The organism is Xanthobacteraceae bacterium (assembly GCA_019454205.1).
Lineage (GTDB): Bacteria > Pseudomonadota > Alphaproteobacteria > Rhizobiales > Xanthobacteraceae.
Window position 1 is genome coordinate 2,348,474 of record CP075369.1, and the last position, 20,644, is coordinate 2,369,117.

Genomic DNA, 20,644 nt, shown 5'->3' on the forward strand with positions numbered 1-20,644 from the left:
GTTTCATCATAGCCTAAACGCCTGAAAGGCCTTTTGGGACCGCCTTGATTGCGACCCAGTCGCAGCCTTTCGTGCGCATGGAAATTGCATGAACATGCTTGGAATATGTGAGTCGGAAGGCTGCGAATACAACTCCGGTTCAGTCTTCCTGCCCCTCGCACTCCGATGGAGGAGCCGTTGAGTCCCGCGAACCCCGAAAACTTCGACCAGATGATTGTCCGTGCCGCGGAAACCACCGCGGCCAGCGTGAAGGCCGCCCGCACCGCCATCGGCGCGGTCATCTTCGGCCAGGAGAAAGTGGTCGATCACGCGATGATCACCGTGCTCGCGGGCGGTCATGCGCTGTTGCTCGGCGTGCCCGGCCTCGCGAAAACGAAGCTCGTCGATACGATGGGCACCGTGCTCGGCCTGAACGCGCGCCGCGTGCAGTTCACGCCCGACCTGATGCCCTCCGACATTCTCGGCGCGGAAGTGCTGGAAGAAAGCCAGACCGGCAAGCGCTCGTTCCGCTTCATTCAGGGGCCGGTCTTCGCGCAGTTGCTGCTCGCCGACGAAATCAACCGCGCATCCCCGCGCACGCAGTCGGCGCTGCTGCAATCCATGCAGGAATATCATGTGACGGTCGCAGGCAACCGCTACGATCTTCCCAAGCCGTTCCATGTACTCGCGACGCAGAACCCGCTGGAGCAGGAAGGCACCTATCCGCTGCCCGAAGCGCAGCTCGACCGCTTCCTCATGGAAATCGACGTCACCTACCCCGACCGCGAAGCGGAAAAGAAAATCCTGTTCGACACCACCGGCGTCGAGGAAACCAAGCCGCGCGCCGCGATGAGCGCAGAAGACCTCATGGCGGCGCAACGCCTCGTGCGCCGCATCCCGGTCGGCGAGTCCGTGGTCGAAGCGATCCTCGATCTGGTGCGCTCCGCGCGCCCGGACGGCGCGGGCGAACTCGCAAAGCAGATCGCATGGGGACCCGGCCCGCGCGCTTCGCAGGCGCTGATGCTCGCGGTTCGCGCGCGCGCATTGCTCGACGGACGTCTCGCACCTTCGGTCGATGACGTGCTCGAACTCGCCGAGCCGGTGCTGAAGCACCGCATGGCGCTCACCTTCGCAGCACGCGCCGATGGCGCGACCGTGGAAAGCGTGATTGCGAAGCTGAAAGCAAAGGTCGGATGAACGAAGGCATCGGCGCAGCCGGTATCCGCGAGGACGACGTCGCTCCGGTAAGGAGCGCGACGCAAAGCGCACAGCAAATCGTCGCGGCGATGCCGCGATTGATTCTGGAAGCGCGACGCGCCGCTGCCTCGGTGTTTCACGGCACGCACGGCAGGCGCCGCGCGGGGCCGGGCGAAAATTTCTGGCAGTACCGCCGCTTCAACGACGGCGAACCGGCAACCCGCGTCGACTGGCGGCGTTCCGCACGCGACGATCATCTTTATGTCCGCGAGCGCGAGTGGGAAGCCTCGCACACGGTCTGGATCTGGCCCGACCTGTCGCCCTCGATGGTGTTCGCCTCGCCGCTGGTGTGGGAAACGAAGCGCGACCGCGCGCTGGTACTCGCTTTCGCGCTTGGCGAATTGCTTGTGCGCGGCGGCGAGCGCGTCGCCATTCCCGGCATGATGCGTCCGACCGCGAACCGCAACGTGATCGAGCGCATGGCGGAAGCCATCATCCATCATAGCGGCGACTGGCAAAGCCTGCCGCCGCCCGTGACTCCCGGCCCGCGCGACGAAATCGTTCTGCTCAGCGACTTCTGGAATCCGTCCGCAGAGATCACCGCCTCGGTCGAATACATGTCGAAGCGCGGCTGCGGCGGCCATCTGGTGCAGGTGGTGGACCCGGCCGAGGAGACTTTCCCCTATGCCGGCCGCATCGACTTCCGCGAACCGGAAACCGGCGCGAACCTCATGGTCGGCCGCGCCGAACTCTGGGCGCGCGATTACCTGAAGCGCGTGACGCTGCATCGCTCCGCCATCGCGGCAGAAACATCGCGCCACGGCTGGAGTTTCGCGATCCACCGCACCGACCGTCCGGCGAGCGAACTCCTGATCGCGCTCCACGCGCGCATGGGCGAGTCGCGCGACGTGCTGTCGCGCAAGCGCGTCACCGCGAAACTCGGCGAGTGGGAGGCGGCATGATCGGTTTGCCGGTCGGCTTCACCGCTCCTTATCTTCTCCTCGCGCTCCTCGCGTTGCCGCTTCTGTGGTTCCTGTTGCGGCTGGTGCCGCCGCGCCCGCGCCGGATTCATTTCCCGCCGACGCGCCTGCTGCTCGAAATCGACCCGAAGGAAGAAACGCCCGCGCGCACGCCGTGGTGGCTGACCGCGCTCCGTCTGTTTCTCGCGGCGCTCGTGATCTTCGCCGCCGCCGGGCCTTTGCTCAATCCGCCCCCCGCGACCACGCAATCGAGCGGCCCGATCGTGCTGATCGTCGACTCCGGCTGGGCTTCCGCCGCGCAGTGGCAGAACCGGCTCTACACCGCGAACGCGATCATCGCGCGCGCGGAAGCCGAGAATCGCCCCATCGCGCTGCTCGCCACCGGCCGGCCGCTGAAGAACGTTTCGCTGCTGCGTCCGTTCGAGGCACGCGAAGCGCTGAAGCTGCTCGCCCCCGCGCCGCATTCGCCAAAGCGCGGCGAGGTTCTTCCGGGCCTGATCGAGCTGCTCGCGCGCCAGCCCGACGCTTCCGTGATCTGGCTGAGCGACGGCATCGACTCCGCCGACAGCGCCAACTTCATCGCGACGCTGAACGCGCGCGTGAGCGCGGATCGCCTCACCGTCGTCACCGGCGGCCAGCGCGGACCGCTCGCGCTCGGCAATGTCGATAACTCGGCGGGTGCGCTGACCGTGAAGATACTGCGTGCCGACAACACTGCGCCGGAACGCGGCGTCGTTCGCGCGCGCGACCTGCGCGGCCTGCCGCTCGGCGACGCGCCCTTCGCTTTTGAAGGCGACAAGCTCGAAGCAGAAGCGAAGTTCGACCTGCCGGTCGAAATCCGCAACGACATCGCCCGCCTCGAAATCAGCGGAGAGCGTTCGGCCGGCGCGATCCAGTTGCTCGACAAGCGCTGGCGGCGGCGCACGGTCGGCGTCGTCGCGGGCGGCACCATCGACACCAGCCAGCCGCTGCTCGCGCCGACTTATTATCTCTCCCGCGCGCTTGGACCGTTTGCCGATGTACGGCTCGCCGACGGCACCGGCACTTCGGAAGCGATCACCCGCTTCATCGAGCAGCAGTTGCCCGTGCTGGTCTTCTCCGACGTCGGCACCATTCCCGCGGAAGCACGCGATCGGTTGATCCGCTGGATCGAGAACGGCGGCGTGCTGATCCGCTTCGCGGGCCGCCGCCTCGCAGGCGCGACCGACGACGATCTCGTTCCGGTGAAGCTGCGCCGTGGCGGCCGCGTGCTTGGCGGTTCGCTCTCATGGGAACAACCGCAGAAACTCGGCACCTTCTCGAAAGACAGTCCCTTCGCCGATCTCGCAGTGCCCGGCGACATTCTGGTCACGCGGCAGGTGCTGGCGGAGCCGGATGGCCTGCTGGCCGAACGCACATGGGCTTCGCTCGCGGACGGCACGCCGCTTGTCACCGCCGAGAAGCGGGGACGCGGTATCATCATCCTGTTTCATGTGACCGCAGACACCGCATGGTCGAACCTGCCGCTGTCGGGCACGTTCGTCGAAATGCTGCACCGGACCGTCGGCCTCGGTAGTACCGCGAACCAGGCCGCGCCCGCCAATGCCAATCAGCCCGCAAATCCGAACGTGCAGACGCTCGCGCCGAGCCGCCTGCTCGACGGCTTCGGTGTTTTCACCGCGCCCGGCCCGCAAGTGAAGCCTGTTCCCGCCGACTTCGCGGGTCCCGCCGACATCGATCATCCTGCCGGTTTCTACGGTCCCGCCGACGGCATGCTGGCGGTGAATACGCTCAATCCGGGCGAACGCATCGCGCGGCTTGATCTCTCGCAGTTGAAAGCAAAGTTCGAAGTCTACCGGCGCAGCGAGCCGGTTGATCTGCGGGCAGCGCTGCTTTCCGGCGCGTTCCTGCTGCTCCTGCTCGACGCGCTGGTCGTGTTGTGGATGGCGGGCGGCATCAACAAACTCACCCGCAAGCGGGCCACGGCAGCGATCGCCCTCTTCGCCTTGCTGACACTCGCGCTCGCCAGCCCGGCCTTCGCGCAGCCGCAAAATCCGAAGAAAGACGACCCCACGCAAACCTTCGAGTTGCGCGCCAGCCTGCAAACGCGCCTTGCCTATGTGATTACCGGCGACGCCGAAACCGACATGCTGAGCCGCGCGGGACTGGAGACGCTCACCACCTTCCTCTCCACGCGCACCGCACTCGAACCCGGCACGCCGCTCGGCGTCGATATTTCGCGCGACGAACTGGCATTCTTCCCGATGCTGTATTGGCCGATCGTGCCCGGCGCGCCGAAGCCTTCACCCGAAACACTGGCGCGCATCGACGCCTACATGAAACAGGGTGGCACCATCCTGTTCGACACCCGCGACGCGCTTGCGATCTCCTCGCCGCGTGGGGACGTATCTCCCGCGATCCAGACGCTGCGCGACATTCTTTCCTCGCTCGACATCCCCGAACTCGAGCCCGTGCCGCGTGATCATGTGCTGACCAAATCGTTTTATCTGCTGCGCGATTTTCCGGGCCGTTTCACCACAGGCAGCATGTGGGTCGAAGCGTTGCAGCCCGATGACGATGACGACGGCAAACGTCCCGCGCGCGCGGGCGACGGCGTCTCGCCGCTCATCATCACGTCGAACGATCTCGCAGGCGCATGGGCGCTCGGTCCGGATGGCCAGCCGATGCTGCCGCTCACGCCCGGCGAGCCGCGCCAGCGCGAATTCGCATTCCGCACCGGCGTCAACATCGTGATGTACGTGCTGACCGGCAACTACAAGGCCGATCAGGTGCACGTACCTGCCCTGCTCGAGCGTCTGGGGCAATAGCACCATGAACCTCGGCATCGCATTCGAACCCTTGCCCCCGTTGCCGTTGCTCGCGGCAGCGATTGCATTGGGCGCGCTCGTCGCGGGAGCGTTGCTGCTTACCCGCTCGCGCGGATCGTTTTTCCGCGCACTTGCGATTGCACTGGGTGCGCTCGCACTCGCCAATCCCTCGCTGACCCGCGAAGACCGCGATCCGCTCACGTCCGTATTCGCCGTGGTCGTGGATCGCAGCGCAAGCCAGCGTTTCGGCGAGCGCACCAAGGTCTCAGATAATGCGCTCGCCGCGTTGCGCGAACGTCTTGCAACCATCGCCGGCCTCGAACTTCGCATTGTCGAGGCGGGCGGCGAAAACGACGGCGATGGCACGCGCCTGTTTGGCGCACTGAGCGCCATGCTGTCCGATGTACCGCCGGACCGCATCGCAGGCGCGGTGCTGATCACCGATGGCCGCGTGCATGACGTGCCGAACGCCGCCTATCTCGGCTTCGATGCTCCGGTCCATGCACTGATTACCGGCGTGGAAGGCGAGCGCGACCGGCGCGTGGCGCTCACTTCAACGCCGCGCTTCGGCATCGTCGGCCAGCGGCAAGCGATCGGTTTCCGTATCGAGGACGAAGGCATTGCCCGCGGCAGCCGCGTGAACATCGTGATCCGCCGCGACGGCGAGATCGTAAACCGCACGGTAGTTACTGCCGGAAACACCGAGCAGGTTTCCGTGGAGATCACGCATCCGGGTGCAAACATCGTCGAGATCGAGGCCGAGCCGCTCGATGGCGAGCTTACGCTTCTGAACAACAAGGCCGCGCTCACCGTCGAAGGCGTCCGCGAAAAGCTGCGCGTATTGCTGGTGTCGGGCGAACCCCATTCCGGCGAACGCACCTGGCGCAACCTGCTGAAATCCGACGCCAACGTCGATCTGGTTCACTTCACCATTCTCCGCCCGCCGGAGAAGCAGGACGGCACGCCGATTCAGGAGCTTTCGCTGATCGCCTTCCCGACCCGCGAACTGTTCCAGCAGAAGATCAAGGAATTCCACCTCATCATCTTCGACCGCTACGCCCAGCAGGGCGTGCTGCCGCTCATCTACTTCGACAACATCGTCGAATATGTGCGCACCGGCGGCGCGCTCCTGATCGCAGCCGGTCCCGATTATGCGGGCCGCAATTCCGTGTGGCGCACACCGCTGGAAGCGATCCTCCCCGCCGCGCCGACCGGCACGGTGACGGAGGCCGCTTATCGCGCCGGTCTCACCGATGACGGCAAGCGCCATCCGGTGACGCGCGCGCTGCCCGGTTCGGAGTCAACGCCGCCGAAATGGAGCCGCTGGTTCCGCGCCATCGACGCGAAGACCTCGCAAGGCACCGCACTCATGAACGGCCCGAACGACAGTCCATTGCTCGTGCTCTCGCGGCACGGCGAAGGGCGCGTTGCATTGCTGCTCTCCGATCACATCTGGCTATGGGCGCGCGGCTACGAAGGCGGCGGCCCGCATCTCGATCTTCTGCGCCGTCTTTCGCACTGGCTGATGAAGCAGCCCGAACTGGAAGAAGAACGTCTCGTCATGTTCGCGCGCGGCAATCAGTTGCAGATCGAGCGCCGCACGATGGGCGACAGTGCCGAACCGGTTACGGTCACCGCGCCGTCCGGCGGCACGCAGATCGTGAAGCTGGACCGCGCCGAACCCGGCATTTTCCGCGGCGTGATTCCGGCCGGCGAACTCGGCCTGTTCCGCGCAACCGACGGCAAGCTCACCGCGCTCGTCAATGTCGGCCCGCTCAACCCGCGCGAATATATGGAAGTGACCAGCACGCGCGAAGTCTTGCTGCCAGTCGCAAACGCGACCGGCGGCGGCGTGCTCCGCCTCGCCGATCTTTCCGGCAACGCGCCGCGCGTGGTCGCGATCCGCACCGGCGAGCGCTACTTCGGCCCGGACTGGATCGGCGTAAAGCAGCGCGAGGCGAGCGTCGTGCGCGGCCTCGGATTGTTTCCGGTATTCGCGGGCCTGTCTGGCTTGCTGATTCTGCTGGCGGGTATTTCCGCAGCATGGGCGCGCGAAGGCCGCTAAGCCGCGCGCTCAATCCATCAGTCTTCGTAGAACGGACGCACCGCGCCTTCGACACCATCGAACGCGCCGGGCGTCAGTTCGGCGATCAGTACGCGCTCCGGATCGACCGGCCCCGGCATCTTCACGCGGCCCTTCTCGACTTTCTTAAATCCAATGCGGCCGTAATACGGTTCGTCGCCGACAAGAAAAACCAGTTTCGCGCCGGCATCCCTGGCAGCTTTCATCGAGGCTTCCATCAGCGCTCGTCCGACACCGCGGCTGCGGAACGGCGGCTCCACGGTCAACGGGCCGAGCAAAAGCGCATTCGCCTTGCCGATGCGAATGGGCGTGAGCCGCACCGAGCCGACCAGCAGCGTGCCGATGCGCGCGGTATAGGACAGGTCGCGCCGGTGCTCCGCGCCTTCGCGCAACCGGTACGCCGAACGCGCGAAGCGCCCCGGACCGAACGTGCGCTCGGAGAGCCGTTCGATCGCAGCGTCGTCTTCGGGTTGCTCTGGAGCGATGTTGAGCGAGAGGTCTGCCACGGAAGCCTGCCGGAAAGTGCGCGCCGCATTACCACGGCAGGGCAAGGCGGTCCATGCGCGTCACCATTGCGCGGGCGCGGGCAAGCCGGAAACGATTTCGTCAATGCGCCGGCGCGTCGCCTGTGTCGTGTCAGGAGGCAATGCGGTTAACGGAAAGAAGCGCGATTCGCGGATTTCGAAATTCGGCACGGGCGGCCCGTCATATTCGAACACGCGCACTGCATAGACCGCGACATGATCCCGTAACGAAGCCTTGCGATTCTGAAATATGCCGTGAAGCACAGGCTCGCCGGTCACCCGCACGTTGCCTTCTTCCAACAGTTCTCTGCGCAGCGCATCGAGAAAGGATTCGTCCGGCTCGACGCCCCCGCCCGGCAGATGCCAGCCCTTGGTGTAGCCGTGACGTACCAGCAGCACCTCGTTGTCGCGCAGCACCACCCCGCGCACGCCGAGCGTCATGCCGCGTGCAAAGCGCCAATAGAGGTGAATCAGCCGCCGGATCATGCCGCATTATATTTGCGCGTTTGCGCTTGGCCTATTCCCGGTTACACAGGACGCCATGTTCACCCTCGCCCATCTGTCCGATCCCCATCTTTCGCCGATGCCGAGGCCGAGATTCTTCGAGTTGATGGGGAAGCGGGCGGTTGGTTATTTCAACTGGCGCGCACGCCGCGCGGTCCATCACCAGACCGGCTATCTGAACACGCTGGTTGCCGATCTCCTCACGCGCGGCTTCGATCATCTTGCCGTGACCGGCGACCTTGTGAACCTCGGCTTGCCCGGCGAATACGAAGCGGCGCGCACCTTCCTCGAAAGCCTCGGTCCCGGCGACCGCGTTTCGATGGTGCCCGGCAATCACGACGCATATGTCCGCGGTACCGCGATGCTGCATCTCGATATGTGGAAGGAATATATCGCGGGCGACGAAAACGCGTCGAAGACCGCTCTCGGCGGCGCACCGTTTCCTTATGTCCGGCGGCGCGAGCAGATCGCAGTCATCGGCCTTTCCACCGCGATCCCGACCGCACCGTTTCTCGCCACCGGCAAGCTCGGCAAGGCACAACTGCTCGAACTCGAACACCTGCTTGAGAAACTGAAAGCGGAGCATCGCTTTCGCGTGATCCTGATTCACCACCCGCCTGCTGGCGTGCAGTCGCCCCATGACAGGCTTACCGATGCGGGCGCCTTCCGCGCCGTGATTGCAAAGCACGGGGCCGAACTTGTCCTGCACGGCCACATCCACCGCGCTTCGATCAATCGAATTGACGGTCCTGATGGCGCGGTGCCGGTGATCGCCGTGCCATCCGCATCGAACCCTTCCGCCAATCCGCTGCGCGGCGGCGCCTACAATCTGTACCGGATTGATGGACGGCAGGGCGAATGGCGCTGCACCGTGGAGTCCTACGGTTTCGCGCCCGACGGTTCGGGCGTGCAGCAACGCGCAAACATCGAACTGTTCAGTTCGATACCGGCATAAGCAGGACGAAGGCGATCAGCGCGGCCGCGCCGAACAGCGCGCCGAGCAAAAATGCAGCGCCAACTCCCGACTTGCGACGCGGAGGCTGCTTCTCGTTTTTTTCGAGCGGCTCCTCGGTGGCAGCCAGCGCCTGTTCGCGCTGCACCAGCTTGCGCGCAACATAGCGGGTGATCGCTTCCTGCATCGGCGTGACTTCCGCCGACTCTTCGAGGATGCGGCGGCCGTTCGCGGTGTCGGTGAGCAGACGATAGGTGCGCTTGTCGCGTCCCATCGCGACATGGGTGACCGCGTCGAGCCACAGCCGCGGAGCCGTGCCGCCGCTGACGCCGCGGTCGAAGAACTCGGTATGTTGCGCAGGAATGTCCTTGAACACCGGCTCGATGGCCTCGTTCAGCAATTGCAGCCGCGCCATCTCGGCGTCGCGCAATTCGATGATGACCGCCGAGCGCTCGGCCGCCTCGACCCGCGCATCATGCAGTGCCTGCCGCAGGGGTGTGGCCGCAGGCATCGCCTGCTCGTTGTTCTTGGTGTCCATGTCCGTCTCCCGCCGGGGAGACTAACGGCCTGTCATGGGAGAGTCACGCGACCGCGCGGGCGAAGGGCGCGAGCCAGCCCAGCCCTGCTTCCGTCTTGCCGCGCGGCTTGTATTCGCAGCCGACATAACCGTCGTAGCCGGAAGCGGAGAGCGCATCGAGCACAATGGCAAGGTTCACTTCGCCTTCGTCGGGTTCCGCACGGAACGGAACGCCGGCCACCTGCACATGACCAATGATCGGCGAGAGCCGCTCAATCCGGCGGATGAGATCGCCCTCCGTGATCTGCACATGATAAAGGTCGAATTGCAGCTTCACGTTATCCAGCCCAACCGCACGGATAATTTCCGCCGCCTGATCGGTGTAGCGCAGGAAATATTTCGGCCGGTCGCGCGCGTTCAGCGGTTCGATAGTCAGCGTAATGCCGAGTTCTGCCGCACTCTTTCCCGCAGCACGCAGATTCTTGATGAAGGTCTCGGTATTGCGGTCGGTCGGCTTGGCATCGCCTGCCATGACATGCACGGCGGGCACTTCCAGCGCGCGGGCATAGCTCAGCGCGAGATCGATGCGCGAAGCGAAGTCGTCTTCCTTGCCCGTAACGGCCCCAGTGCCGAAATCGTTGCTTTGCGGCGCGAACGGATTGTTGATGAGCACGCAATGGACACGGCTTGCCGTGAGCCAGTCCTTCATCGTCTCGATCGGCTCGGCATAAGGGTGCAGCAACTCGACCGCGGAGAAGCCCGCGCGCCGTGCCGCGCCGAAACGGTCGCGAAACGCGTATTCCCCGAACAGCGTGTTCAGGTTCGCCGCAAACCGAAACATCGTTACCCCCTGTAACGCGCCTATCGAAGCGGCTGGGCATGAAAAGCGCAAGACAGGTTGGCGCATGGCCCCAAAGCCCGCTATTCCTTTAGAAAATCTTCAATTTGAGCCTTCCCCTTGAGCACTTTCCTGGTTTTTTCCGTCCTTTTCGGCGCGTTGCTGCATGCGAGCTGGAATGCCCTCATCAAATGGGAGCCGGACAAGGTAGTCGCTTCCGGGGCGATCGCGACTGGCGCCGGAATCGCGGCGCTGCCAATTCTCTTTTTCGTGCCGTTGCCGCTCGCGCCCGCATGGCCTCTGATCGTCTTCTCCTCGATCATCCACGTGCTTTATTTCGTGCTGGTCGGCTACGCGCTGCGCCACGCCGATCTCGGCGTCGCCTACCCGCTGACGCGTGGGTCCGCGCCGGCCTTCACTGCGATCCTCGCCGCGGTATGGCTCGGCGAAAATCTCGCGCTGAACGGATGGCTTGCGGTCGGCGCCATCGCGGCCGGCGTGGTGACGCTCTCGGCGGATGCGCTTTTGCGCGGCGGCCTGACGAAGCGCGCGGCGATCCTCGCATTCACAAATGCCGCGGTCGTCGTCGCCTATACGCTGGTCGACGGCTACGGCGGACGGGTCGCAGGAAACGCTGTGTCTTACGTGACATGGATGATGGCCGGAACCGCCGCGCTGATGGCCATCATCGCAGTCGTATTCTATCGCGGGGTTTTGCGGGCGCAGGAAAGCGGCTTCTGGATCCGCACCATGATCGGCGGCGGACTTGCGCTGGCCTCTTACGGCATCGCGATCTGGGTAATGACGCAGGCGCCGATCGGTCTCGTCGCCGCGCTGCGCGAAACCTCGGTGCTGTTCGCAGCAATCCTCGGCGCGGCGCTATTCGGCGAGAGCTTCGGCCCGAAACGCTGGGCCGCGCTGGCGCTTATTGTCTTGGGGATTGGATTGTTACGCTGGCCTTTCTAGAAGGCCTGCGGATTACATCCGGTATTGCTGAATGCGCGTGGTACGCAGGCCGGCGAGACCGTGTTTATCGATGGACGCCTGCCAGTTGAGGAATTCTTCGACGGTGAGCGTATAGCGGGTGCACGCTTCTTCCAGCGAAAGCAGACCGCCGCGCACGGCCGCAACTACTTCGGCCTTGCGGCGAATGACCCAGCGCCGCATCGAGGGCGGCGGAAGATCAGCAATCGTCAAAGGACTGCCGTCGGGTCCGATTACATACTTCACCCGCGGGCGATGCGCTTCCGTCATTACAAAAACTCACAACACACACAACTCGATGGGTTGGAGCCTAGCCATTAGCCATAAAGATTTCCCTAAGAGGTTGTTTCCAAAAGGTTATTGCCCCCGCTCACATTCGAGGGAACGGGAACAGCGCGAAAAGCCCTGTAAAATAAGGGTTTTTAGTTGCCGGTGGTGGTCGTGGTGGTGGGCCGCTGTACCGATTTGATCTTGTCGAGCGACAGCAGCGCCGTGCCGATCATCAGGAGCGGCTGGTCGCCGGAGAGGTCGACCGCATCCACCACGCCGGAGAACTGGGTGGAGACGGTGACGCCCTGGCCGTTCGCATCCTTGGCGTTGATCTTGATCGTGTACTGGCCTTCCGGCGCGGTCGAGCCGTCCGATTTCTTGCCGTCCCAGTTGAAGCTGGAGGTGCCGGCCTCCATCGTCGTCTCTTGCGTGAAGATCACGTTGCCGGTCGAGTCGGAGATATTGATGGTCGCCGAAGCCGCGCGCGGCGCGGTGACATACCAGGTCGCAACGCCGGACTTGAGCGCGCTGGTCGCGCCGTCGGCCGTCACCGTCGCGCCGACATAACTCATCGCGGTCGAAAGCTGGCTGGTCTTGTTCAGGTTCACCAGCGCTTCGAGCGACTCGTTCGTGCGGATCTGCTGTTCCACGCCCGCGAACTGCACGAGTTGCTGCGTGAACTGGTTGGTATCCAGCGGATCGAGCGGATTCTGGTTCTTGAGCTGCGTGGTCAGCAGCAGCAGGAACGTATCGAAATTATTCGCAATCGTCGCGCGGCTGGTGGCCGTCGTTGAGGTGGTTGCGCTAGTGGCGGAGGTGACGGCCATCGTGATCGCCTAGATTCGAATATCCACGCCGCCGCGAATCTGCGCGGCCAGCGAGGCGTTGTTGATCTGCACTTCCGTCATGACCTCGGCGTTGGCCTGTACGGCGTCCGGCCGGTCGCGGAAGCCTGTCGGGTGATTGTGCTGCCCCTGCTGCGCCTGCGTGTCCTGCCGCAGCGAGAATTCGAGACCGCCGGCGTCGGTTTTCAGGCCGGCATTCTGCAAGGCTTTTTCCAGCCCGCGCGCATCGCGCTGAAGCATGTCGAGCGTTTCCGAACGCTCCACGATCAGCTTGGTCGAGGTGTTGCCCTTGGAGTCGATCTCAAGACGCACGTCGATACGGCCGAGTTCCGGCGGATCGAGCCGAATGTCGAAGCGCCGCTCGCCGTTCTTGGCGCGGGTCGCTATCTCGACGGCGAGATTTTCCAGCGGCACCGGCCGCGCCGTTTCGGCCTGCGCCTGCACGCGCACATCGGCCATCGGCGTCGCAGGCGTAAGCACGGCGAAGGCCGGCACACCCGTATTTGCTTGCGCAACGGACTTCGCCGCGCCGTCGGCGGGCTGACTGCCCGTATCCACGCCAAGCGAAAGCTGGACATGTTTCGCCATGGCGGCCTGCAATGCCTCCAGTTGCGAAGGCAGGGCGTGCGCCAAGGGCGTCGCCGCCGTGACGTTCACGCTACCCGGCTGAAGCTGCTGCACCTGCAAGTGCGCATTCACGTTTGTATTCGACGAAACCGGCTTCGCCTGTTTGTCTGTGTTGTTTGCGACGCCTTGCGCAATCGGAGCTTCGGGCTTCGCGATAGCTTCGACTTCTGCGGCGAACGCAGCGCTGCCAATCGCCTGCGAAGGCTTGGCAGCCTTACCGTCTGTCTGCGCTTGCAAGTTTTGCGCGGCCTGAAGCTCCACGGAGAGATCGCCCGCGGCCTCTGCAACTGCGGGCACCATGGTCTGTGCCATGACTGCGGCTTCAACATTGACCGTCAGTTTAACGGTAGCCACCGCGTCACCAACGGAGGGAGCCGCCTGCGGCTGCTCGCCCTGTGTCGCGTTCAACGCGGCGAGCAGCGCGGCGTCGATGGCGGCAGTGGCCGTGTCGTCATGCTCGTCATCGCCGTTGTCGTCTTCGGCAGCGGCATCCGCTTCGGGTTTTACCGGCCGCGTGTCCTTCGCGCTCGCCTCCGGCTTGTCGGCCTTCTCGGAATTCTGTTTCGCCGGACGATCGGAATTGTCACGCCGGTTCTGCTGAACCGGCACGTCGTCTCGCGCGGCCTGCCTGGATTGCGGCGGCGTGGTTTCGCCTGCCGAGACATTCCCGTCCGTCACGGCATTCAGCAGCAGCGAAAAAGGATCGCTGTCGGTCTGGTTTTGCGCGCTTCCGGCCTGCGTCGAAAAGCGGACATCGGAAGACGAAGAAGAGACGGGATTTACGCTCGGCACAGCACCCTCGGGTCAGGATCGGTCTCCAAGTAGTGCAGCAAGCGGCGGGCCAGTTCGGGAACCGCAGAAATGCCTAAAATTGCTGGCTTTTCTTCGAAGACGGCCAAACACGGGACCGGGAAAAATCCTCCCTCCCGGCAGCTTTTGCCGCCTGTTCCCCTGCCGTTATTGCCAAGCGCCCGCACCATCCTATAACCGCCGCCATGAACCCGCATTTCGAGATCGAAGGCCGCCCGGAGAACACCCGCATCGTCGTGGCGATGTCGGGCGGCGTGGATTCTTCGGTCGCCGCCGCGCTGGCCAAGCGCGCGGGCTATGACGTGGTGGGCGTCACGCTCCAGCTCTACAACCACGCCGAAGCGACGAAGCGGAAGGGCGCGTGCTGCGCCGGTTCCGACATCCATGACGCGCGCACGGTGGCCGCGAAGATCGGCATTCCGCATTTCGTGCTCGACTACGAGACGCGCTTCCGCGAGCAGGTGATCCAGCCCTTCGCGGACTCTTATGCGCGCGGCGAAACACCCGTGCCGTGCATCTCTTGCAACCAGACCGTCAAGTTCACCGACCTGCTTGCGACCGCGCGCGACCTCGGCGGCGCGGCGCTGGTCACCGGCCATTACATTGCGAGCCGCAAGCGCGCCGATGGCCGACGCGCCATGTTTCGCGCGCACGACGCCGACCGCGACCAGAGCTATTTCCTCTATGCCACCACGCAGGAGCAGCTCGACTATCTGCGTTTTCCGCTCGGCAGTCTCGCGAAGCCACAGGTGCGCGCAATCGCGGAAGAACTCGGCCTGATCGTCGCGCACAAGCCGGACAGCCAGGACATCTGTTTCGTGCCGTCCGGCCGTTACACCACGATCATCGACCGGTTGAAGCCGGACGCCGCCGAACCCGGCGAGATCGTACACATCGACGGCCGCGTTCTCGGAACGCATAAGGGCATCGTGAACTACACCGTCGGCCAGCGCCGCGGCCTCAATATCGCCGAAGGCGAGCCGTTGTTCGTCGTGAAGATCGACGCGCCTGCGCGGCGCATCGTCGTCGGACCGCGCAGCGCGCTCTTCGCGCGCGGTGCGAAACTGCGCGCGGTCAACTGGCTGCATGAGCGGACGGCCGAGGAATTCGCGAAAGACCACGTTGAGATTTTCGCGCGGGTGCGCTCCACGCGCACGCCGGTTGCAGCCATGCTTCGCAACGATACCGATGGGTACGCAATCGAATTTCGCAATGGCGAAGAAGGCGTCGCACCCGGTCAGGCTTGCGTTTTCTATGACAGCGGCGACGCACAAGGGCGCGTGCTTGGCGGCGGCGTGATCGCCACGGCCTTGCCGATGCAGGCCAGTCCGGTGAATATATCGGCCGGTAAGGCCGCCCCTGCGATGGCAGTTTGAAGGCTGGGCAATGACAAAAGAGAAATCCGAAACCGCAATCCCGGTCATGGATCGCGCGACCATCGAGAAGGCCTACGCGCGCTGGGCGCCGGTCTACGATCTCGTATTCGGTCCGCTACTCGACATGGGCCGCCGCACCGCGACCAACGCGGCGACGCGCATCGGCGGCCGCATCCTGAATGTCGGCGTCGGCACCGGACTTGAACTGCCGTACTTCGACAAATCGCATGACGTGATCGGCGTCGATATTTCCGAACCGATGCTGCGCAAGGCGAAAGAGCGCGTGGTCCGTGAGAAGTTGACCAACGTGAAGGGTTTGACCGTCATGGACGGCGCCAATCTGGCTTTCGCCGACGCATCCTTCGATTGCGTGGTCGCGCAGTTCGTTATCACCACGGTCCCACAGCCGGAAAAGACCCTCGACGAATTCGCCCGCGTGCTGAAGCCGGGCGGAGAAATCGTGCTGGTCAATCACATCGGGGCCGAGCGCGGCCTGCGCGCGAGTTTCGAACGCTGGTTCTCGCGTCACGCCCGCAAGCTGGGCTGGACGCCGGAGTTCCCCTTCGCGCGGCTCTCCGACTGGGCCGCGAAACATGGCGGCGTGCGCCTCGTCGAGCGCCGTACCGTGCCGCCGTTCGGCGTATTCACGCTGCTTCGTTTCACGCGCGACACCGCGGCAGCTCCGCAGAACGCCGCGGTCAACGCCTGAACACCGCTCATCCTTGACAGATCGGGGCGAGGGTTTCATATCCCGCGCTCCCAAACGGTAGCTTGTCGCTGGGAAATACAGGCGGCGGGGTAGCTCAGCTGGTTAGAGCACGGGAATCATAATCCTGGGGTCGGGGGTTCGAGTCCCTCCCCCGCTACCAATTTCCTCATAAACGCAGGCACGGACCGCCGATAATCTTCCGGAAAATTACGCGTGCGGGCTTTGCGCGGCGAACGCCGCTTTCGCATACTCGCCGGAATGCTCAATCGTACCGCACGGAACAACGAGACCGGCTCGAAAGCACTTCACGCCGGTGAACCCGGCGGAGCGCTCTTTCCTGTTCACCCTTTGCTACTTGCGGCGATCTGCACAGGCGCCTTCGCGGTCTACTGGGCTTCTTCCTTCCTGCTCGATGCACGGCAAGGCACGATTCATTTTGGTGCCGACACGCTCGACTACTGGCCGCTGGCCGAAGGCGGGGTCAATCCGCGCAATGTGCGCCTACATCTGCTGACAATCATACTGTCATTGACGTGGATGGCGTTGACCAAGCCGCTCGCGTTGTGGCTGGAACTGGAATATCTGCACCGCGCGCTGTACGCGCTGATCGGAGCACTCGGTGTCTGGGCAGCACTTTCCGCTTTCGCCGCGCTCGCGCCGCGCAAGCATGTCGCCATCCTCGGCATCGTCTACGCCGCCAGTCTGGGCATCTGGTATTTCGCGAGCATTGAGGAATCCAAGATTCTTTCCGCGACGCTCGCATCGCTCTATATCGCGATCTACCTTCACCAGCGCGATCGCTGGACCCGGCGCGGAATCCTCCTGCTGACCGCCGCACTGCTGGCCGCATGTCTCAACGAAATTGTTGCCGGATTTCTGGTCATCATACCGGCCGCTGATTTTCTGATGCGGAACGGTTTCGACCTGCGAAAGGGGCGCTGGATTTTCCTCCACGCGCTGACCGTTCCCGCAACGCTGTTTTTTCTGGAAGTGGTCGTCAACGGAATTATCGCTGCGCCGACCGAGAATCCGGAGAACGCATCGCACTTCAGCATGTTCTTTTATTATCTCATCCACGAATACAGCATCGCGAACCTGCACATCTATTTGATCAATTTCTTCTTCTTCAATATCGCCGCGCCCGCGCCGGTGGCCGACTACATGTTCAATAAGTGGCCGATGCACCCGTTCTACTTCGAACCGGCGCTCGGCAATTATCTTCGATTCCCTGCGCAAACAGCGGTTGTCGTTCTTTTTCTCTTCATTCTTGCTGGAACGCTTTGGGCACTGTGGCGGCGCATGTTGCCGAAGGATGTGGCCATCTGCCTGATCGCGGTCGCGGCCTATGTTTTGCTTCGTTGTTCTTTCTTTTATTTCATTCACCCGCTGGAAGGCATGTTGTTCAGCAATTCGGCAAGCCTCGCGAACCTTTTGCTGTTGTGTATTCCGTTCGCCCTATCCCAACTGCCACGAAAACAGCTTTTGCTAGGTGCCTTCGCGCTGGCGCTGATTTTGTGCAACGGGATATTCATTGCCGGAAAATTGATTCAGTGAGAATAAAATGAAGCAAACCGAAATTGCCGATAGCCATACTGGCGCAAGGGCGGCGATTCACCCGCTCCTGCTTCTGCTGATATGTGGCGGCGCGTTTGCGCTCTACTGGTACACGTCTTTCGTCGTGGTCGAGCGCAAGATCAGCGCGCTGTTCGGCGCCGATACATGGTTCTATACCGAGTTCGCGAAGGGCGACATCTTCGGGCGCCTCGCCAGCGACTACCACATCGACCGCGTGTTTCGCTTCCATCCGGTGACGGTCGCGCTGGCCGCCGGCTGGATGAAGATTACCGAGCCCCTGACGGCATGGATCGCACCCTTGCATTTGCTCCGGGCGATGTTCGCGCTGGTCGGCGCAGCAGGTGTCTGGATTGCGATAACCGCCTTCGCATCCGTTCTTCCGCGTGCACAGGCGTTGCTCTGGGGGTTGATCTACGCCTTCTCGCTGAACATCTGGTATTTTTCGAGCATCGAGGAATCGAAGATCATCTCTGCGACGCTCGCGGTCCTCTACATCGCTTATTATCTGCGCATGCGTGACCGCTGGACGCCACGCGGCGCGCTGACTCTCACCGCGATCCTGCTGGTTGCCTGCCTCAACGAGATCGTCGCCGCGTTCATCGTTGCAATTCCGGCTGTGGATACGCTGTTACGGCGTGGTTTCAATTTCCGTGAACTGCGCTGGATTTTTGCGCATGCGCTGGCCGCGCCAACAGCATACCTGCTGATCGAATTACTGACTCATCTGTTCACGCAGCCGACCACGCCCCACCCTGAGGGCACCAACCACCTGCGCACCCTGATCTGGTACGTGCAGCAGAACAGTTACAACTTCGCGGTGATTTACGCTTATCTGGTTCGCTGGATATTTTTTAGCATCGCCGCCCCGGTGCCGAACGTTTACTTCGCCAACCCGGAATTCAAGTATGGCGGCGATTTCCATCCGGCACTGCTGAGTTATTTCTACGAACCCGTTTCCGGCGCGATCGCAATTCTTGCAATCGCAATCTTCATTGCATGTTTCTGGCGGCGCGCGGGAAGCGAAGTAAGGGCGCAGACCTCGTTGCTACTTAGCCTTGCGGCATACGCGATTGTACGCGCAATTTTCTTTCTGCTTTTCATTCCAAAGGAATACTTCCTCTATGGTCCAAGCGTGACCTTGACCCATCTCTTGTTGCTCGCGATTCCCTTCTCACAGTCGCGCATACCGGGAAAAGTCTATATTCTCGCGGTTTTGGCCACGTTACTCCTGATCAACAACGGCATGTTCTGGCTAACCGTGAAGGTGCACGAATGAGGCGCGCGTTCGGGCGCGCAGTCGCGGCGCTTTGCGAAGTATTTGTTCGCGCGCGATACCACGTAACCGACCGCACAGACCCGACGCTCGCGCATACGGTTCAGTTCGTGATCGCGCAGCATGCGAGGATGCCGGATTACCTGCGCGCTCCGTTCATGCTCGCAACGCTGACGTTCAACTACGCCTCGCTGCTGACGAGCGGAAAACCTTTTCACCGGTTGTCTTTTGAAAGCCAGCGCCGGCATATTGAGCGCGCACGAAAACTCGGCCCGTTTCGCGATCTGATGCGCTTTTACGAAGGCCTGAGCGTCTTTGCCTTCGGCGACGAAAAAGATAGCGGCGTCTCCGCGAGTGCGCCCGTCGCCGCGCCCGCGGTTGCTCCCACGAAGAACCGCCACGATATTGTCGTTATCGGCTCCGGTCCCGGCGGCGCAATCACCGCCTGCCTGCTCGCGGAAGCGGGCCGCGACGTGCTGTTGCTCGAAGCCGGCGCGAACATTCCACTTGGCGACAAGACCGAGTTTAGCCGCGAGGAGATGGAACAGCGCTACCGCAATGGTGGCATTACCGCTGCTTTCGGCCGCACCAAGATTTCCTATGTCGAAGGCCGCTGCGTAGGCGGTGGCAGCGAGATCAACGCGGGTCTCTATCACCGTACGCCGGACGACATTCTGGAACGCTGGCGGCAGGAGTTCGATCTGCAAGCCGCGTCACCCGCTGAAATGCTTCCGCATTTCGAAGCCTGCGAACGCGATGTCAGCGTTTCGCCGCTGCCCTGCCCGCAGCCGGAAACCTCGCTTAAGATGCAACTCGGCGCGGAACGGCTGGGCTGGAAATCCTTCGAAGTGCCGCGCTGGTACAAATACAGCGCCGACGGTAGCGCGCAGAAGCAATCCATGTCGCGCACTTATATTCCGCGCGCCTTGCAGGCCGGATGTACGCTGAAAAGCGATACCACCGTGCTTCGCCTGCGCCGCGACGGCAACCGCTGGAATATCGAGTGCGAAAGCAACGGCATTCGCGAAACGATCTCCTGCAACACTGCCTTCGTCTGCGCCGGCGCGATCCAGAGCGCGGCGCTGTTGCTTCGTAGCGGGATCGGCACGAACATCGGAAAATCGTTTCGCGTCCACCCGACGGTGAAGGTGATTGCCGAATTTCCTGAAGCCATTAACACCCGCGACTTCATCACCGTGCATCAGGTGAAGGAGTTCTCGCCCCGGCTTGGCTTCGGTGTCTCGGTGAGCCGCGCACCTTATCTCTCGCTCGCCATGCTCGACCATCCCGCGCACCAGAACATCGACGAGCGCTGGCAGCACATGGCGATCTATTATGCCATGATAACCGGCGGCAACGGGCGCATCCGCACGCTGCCCGGTTTTCGCGACGCCGTGGTCAGTTATGCGCTGGACGAAACCGATATGCGCAATCTCGCGGACGGCGCGAAAAAATTATCGGAACTGTTGTTCGCGGCTGGCGCGCAGACGTTGTATCCGAGCGTTGCCGGAAGCGCCCCGTTCAGGAGCATGGAGGATGTGCAAAACTTCCCCGGCATCCTTCCCGCCGGCCGTTCGAACCTGATGTCCGTGCATTTGTTCTCAAGCTGCCCGATGGGCGAAAACCGCGAGAAATGCGCAACCGATTCCTTCGGCAAGGTTCATGGAGCGGACAATCTCTATATCAACGATGCGAGCCTGCTCTGCACCGCGCCGGGCGTGAACCCGCAAGGTTCGATCATGGCCTTCGCGCGACGCAACGCGCTGCATTTCCTGCAAGCCGGAAAATCCTGAA

18 protein-coding genes and 1 tRNA gene are annotated in these 20,644 nt (G+C 63.1%); 12 read left to right on the forward strand and 7 right to left on the reverse strand.

The window, feature by feature from the left end:
* Window positions 1–177 precede the first annotated feature (177 nt).
* Genes KF794_11825 through KF794_11840 form a run of 4 tightly spaced genes read left to right on the forward strand, consistent with a single transcriptional unit; the run spans window position 178 to window position 7,028 of the window.
* The gene (locus tag KF794_11825) at window positions 178–1,176 is read left to right on the forward strand and encodes a MoxR family ATPase (GenBank protein QYK44454.1); all 999 of its coding nucleotides are present in this window, start codon (window positions 178–180) and stop codon (window positions 1,174–1,176) included.
* Entirely contained in the window at window positions 1,173–2,138 is a 966-nt protein-coding gene (locus tag KF794_11830) for a DUF58 domain-containing protein (GenBank protein ID QYK44455.1), read from the forward strand. Before KF794_11825 ends, KF794_11830 begins: the two co-directional genes overlap by 4 nt.
* Window positions 2,135–4,963 carry a DUF4159 domain-containing protein gene (locus KF794_11835; protein QYK44456.1) on the forward strand — a complete coding sequence of 943 codons (2,829 nt, stop codon included), beginning with the start codon at window positions 2,135–2,137 and terminating at the stop codon, window positions 4,961–4,963. Before KF794_11830 ends, KF794_11835 begins: the two co-directional genes overlap by 4 nt.
* 4 nt (window positions 4,964–4,967) lie before the next feature.
* Window positions 4,968–7,028: a hypothetical protein gene (locus tag KF794_11840; protein QYK44457.1), complete on the forward strand. Its 2,061-nt coding sequence runs from the start codon at window positions 4,968–4,970 to the stop codon at window positions 7,026–7,028.
* A 17-nt stretch (window positions 7,029–7,045) separates the two neighbouring features.
* Here the strand turns inward: KF794_11840 and KF794_11845 are convergent, their stop codons facing one another.
* Both KF794_11845 and KF794_11850 read right to left on the reverse strand, forming a co-directional pair.
* Entirely contained in the window at window positions 7,046–7,552 is a 507-nt protein-coding gene (locus tag KF794_11845; protein ID QYK44458.1) for an N-acetyltransferase, read from the reverse strand.
* Between the two features lie 60 nt (window positions 7,553–7,612).
* Window positions 7,613–8,056, reverse strand: a complete 444-nt coding sequence (locus KF794_11850) for an NUDIX domain-containing protein (protein ID QYK44459.1) — start codon at window positions 8,054–8,056, stop codon at window positions 7,613–7,615.
* A gap of 55 nt (window positions 8,057–8,111) precedes the next feature.
* Here KF794_11850 and KF794_11855 point away from each other — a divergent pair, with 55 nt between their 5' ends.
* Window positions 8,112–9,029, forward strand: a complete 918-nt coding sequence (locus KF794_11855; GenBank protein ID QYK44460.1) for a metallophosphoesterase — start codon at window positions 8,112–8,114, stop codon at window positions 9,027–9,029.
* On the opposite strand, the gene KF794_11860 is transcribed toward KF794_11855, so the two are convergent.
* Window positions 9,010–9,564 carry a hypothetical protein gene (locus tag KF794_11860; GenBank protein ID QYK44461.1) on the reverse strand — a complete coding sequence of 185 codons (555 nt, stop codon included), beginning with the start codon at window positions 9,562–9,564 and terminating at the stop codon, window positions 9,010–9,012. The genes KF794_11855 and KF794_11860 overlap by 20 nt on opposite strands.
* A gap of 43 nt (window positions 9,565–9,607) precedes the next feature.
* Window positions 9,608–10,384, reverse strand: coding sequence for a TIM barrel protein (locus KF794_11865; GenBank protein ID QYK44462.1), 777 nt, complete (start codon window positions 10,382–10,384; stop codon window positions 9,608–9,610).
* Window positions 10,385–10,501: 117 nt separating this feature from the next.
* Here KF794_11865 and KF794_11870 point away from each other — a divergent pair, with 117 nt between their 5' ends.
* The gene (locus KF794_11870) at window positions 10,502–11,347 is read left to right on the forward strand and encodes an EamA family transporter (GenBank protein QYK44463.1); all 846 of its coding nucleotides are present in this window, start codon (window positions 10,502–10,504) and stop codon (window positions 11,345–11,347) included.
* A gap of 12 nt (window positions 11,348–11,359) precedes the next feature.
* Here KF794_11870 and KF794_11875 read toward each other — a convergent pair whose 3' ends face one another.
* The 3 genes from KF794_11875 to KF794_11885 all read right to left on the reverse strand — a co-directional run bounded on the left by KF794_11875 (window position 11,360) and on the right by KF794_11885 (window position 13,899).
* A complete protein-coding gene (locus KF794_11875; protein ID QYK44464.1) occupies window positions 11,360–11,635 on the reverse strand; it encodes a DUF1153 domain-containing protein in 276 nt (91 codons plus the stop codon).
* A gap of 152 nt (window positions 11,636–11,787) precedes the next feature.
* A complete protein-coding gene (locus KF794_11880; protein ID QYK46691.1) occupies window positions 11,788–12,468 on the reverse strand; it encodes a flagellar hook assembly protein FlgD in 681 nt (226 codons plus the stop codon).
* 3 nt (window positions 12,469–12,471) lie between these two features.
* A complete protein-coding gene (locus tag KF794_11885) occupies window positions 12,472–13,899 on the reverse strand; it encodes a flagellar hook-length control protein FliK (protein QYK44465.1) in 1,428 nt (475 codons plus the stop codon).
* 203 nt (window positions 13,900–14,102) lie between these two features.
* Between KF794_11885 and mnmA the strand changes: the two genes are divergently transcribed.
* The 6 genes from mnmA to KF794_11915 all read left to right on the forward strand — a co-directional run bounded on the left by mnmA (window position 14,103) and on the right by KF794_11915 (window position 20,643).
* Entirely contained in the window at window positions 14,103–15,293 is a 1,191-nt protein-coding gene (gene mnmA, locus KF794_11890) for a tRNA 2-thiouridine(34) synthase MnmA (protein QYK44466.1), read from the forward strand.
* Window positions 15,294–15,339: 46 nt separating this feature from the next.
* Window positions 15,340–16,002, forward strand: a complete 663-nt coding sequence (locus KF794_11895) for a class I SAM-dependent methyltransferase (protein QYK46692.1) — start codon at window positions 15,340–15,342, stop codon at window positions 16,000–16,002.
* 83 nt (window positions 16,003–16,085) lie between these two features.
* Window positions 16,086–16,162 (forward strand) — tRNA-Met (locus tag KF794_11900).
* Window positions 16,163–16,215: 53 nt separating this feature from the next.
* The gene (locus tag KF794_11905) at window positions 16,216–17,556 is read left to right on the forward strand and encodes a hypothetical protein (protein QYK44467.1); all 1,341 of its coding nucleotides are present in this window, start codon (window positions 16,216–16,218) and stop codon (window positions 17,554–17,556) included.
* A gap of 7 nt (window positions 17,557–17,563) precedes the next feature.
* A complete protein-coding gene (locus KF794_11910; protein QYK44468.1) occupies window positions 17,564–18,853 on the forward strand; it encodes a hypothetical protein in 1,290 nt (429 codons plus the stop codon).
* The gene (locus KF794_11915) at window positions 18,850–20,643 is read left to right on the forward strand and encodes a GMC family oxidoreductase (GenBank protein ID QYK44469.1); all 1,794 of its coding nucleotides are present in this window, start codon (window positions 18,850–18,852) and stop codon (window positions 20,641–20,643) included. Before KF794_11910 ends, KF794_11915 begins: the two co-directional genes overlap by 4 nt.
* Window position 20,644 lies beyond the last annotated feature (1 nt).

What these genes read in the sequence shown, in the direction of transcription:
- KF794_11830 (QYK44455.1), top strand. Translation starts at nt 1,173, where the DNA reads ATGAACGAAGGCATCGGCGCAGCCGGTATCCGCGAGGACGACGTCGCT.
- KF794_11835 (QYK44456.1), top strand. Translation starts at nt 2,135, where the DNA reads ATGATCGGTTTGCCGGTCGGCTTCACCGCTCCTTATCTTCTCCTCGCG.
- KF794_11840 (QYK44457.1), top strand. Translation starts at nt 4,968, where the DNA reads ATGAACCTCGGCATCGCATTCGAACCCTTGCCCCCGTTGCCGTTGCTC.
- KF794_11850 (QYK44459.1), bottom strand. Translation starts at nt 8,056, where the DNA reads ATGATCCGGCGGCTGATTCACCTCTATTGGCGCTTTGCACGCGGCATG.
- KF794_11855 (QYK44460.1), top strand. Translation starts at nt 8,112, where the DNA reads ATGTTCACCCTCGCCCATCTGTCCGATCCCCATCTTTCGCCGATGCCG.
- KF794_11860 (QYK44461.1), bottom strand. Translation starts at nt 9,564, where the DNA reads ATGGACACCAAGAACAACGAGCAGGCGATGCCTGCGGCCACACCCCTG.
- KF794_11865 (QYK44462.1), bottom strand. Translation starts at nt 10,384, where the DNA reads ATGTTTCGGTTTGCGGCGAACCTGAACACGCTGTTCGGGGAATACGCG.
- KF794_11875 (QYK44464.1), bottom strand. Translation starts at nt 11,635, where the DNA reads ATGACGGAAGCGCATCGCCCGCGGGTGAAGTATGTAATCGGACCCGAC.
- mnmA (QYK44466.1), top strand. Translation starts at nt 14,103, where the DNA reads ATGAACCCGCATTTCGAGATCGAAGGCCGCCCGGAGAACACCCGCATC.
- KF794_11895 (QYK46692.1), top strand. Translation starts at nt 15,340, where the DNA reads ATGGATCGCGCGACCATCGAGAAGGCCTACGCGCGCTGGGCGCCGGTC.
- KF794_11910 (QYK44468.1), top strand. Translation starts at nt 17,564, where the DNA reads ATGAAGCAAACCGAAATTGCCGATAGCCATACTGGCGCAAGGGCGGCG.
- KF794_11915 (QYK44469.1), top strand. Translation starts at nt 18,850, where the DNA reads ATGAGGCGCGCGTTCGGGCGCGCAGTCGCGGCGCTTTGCGAAGTATTT.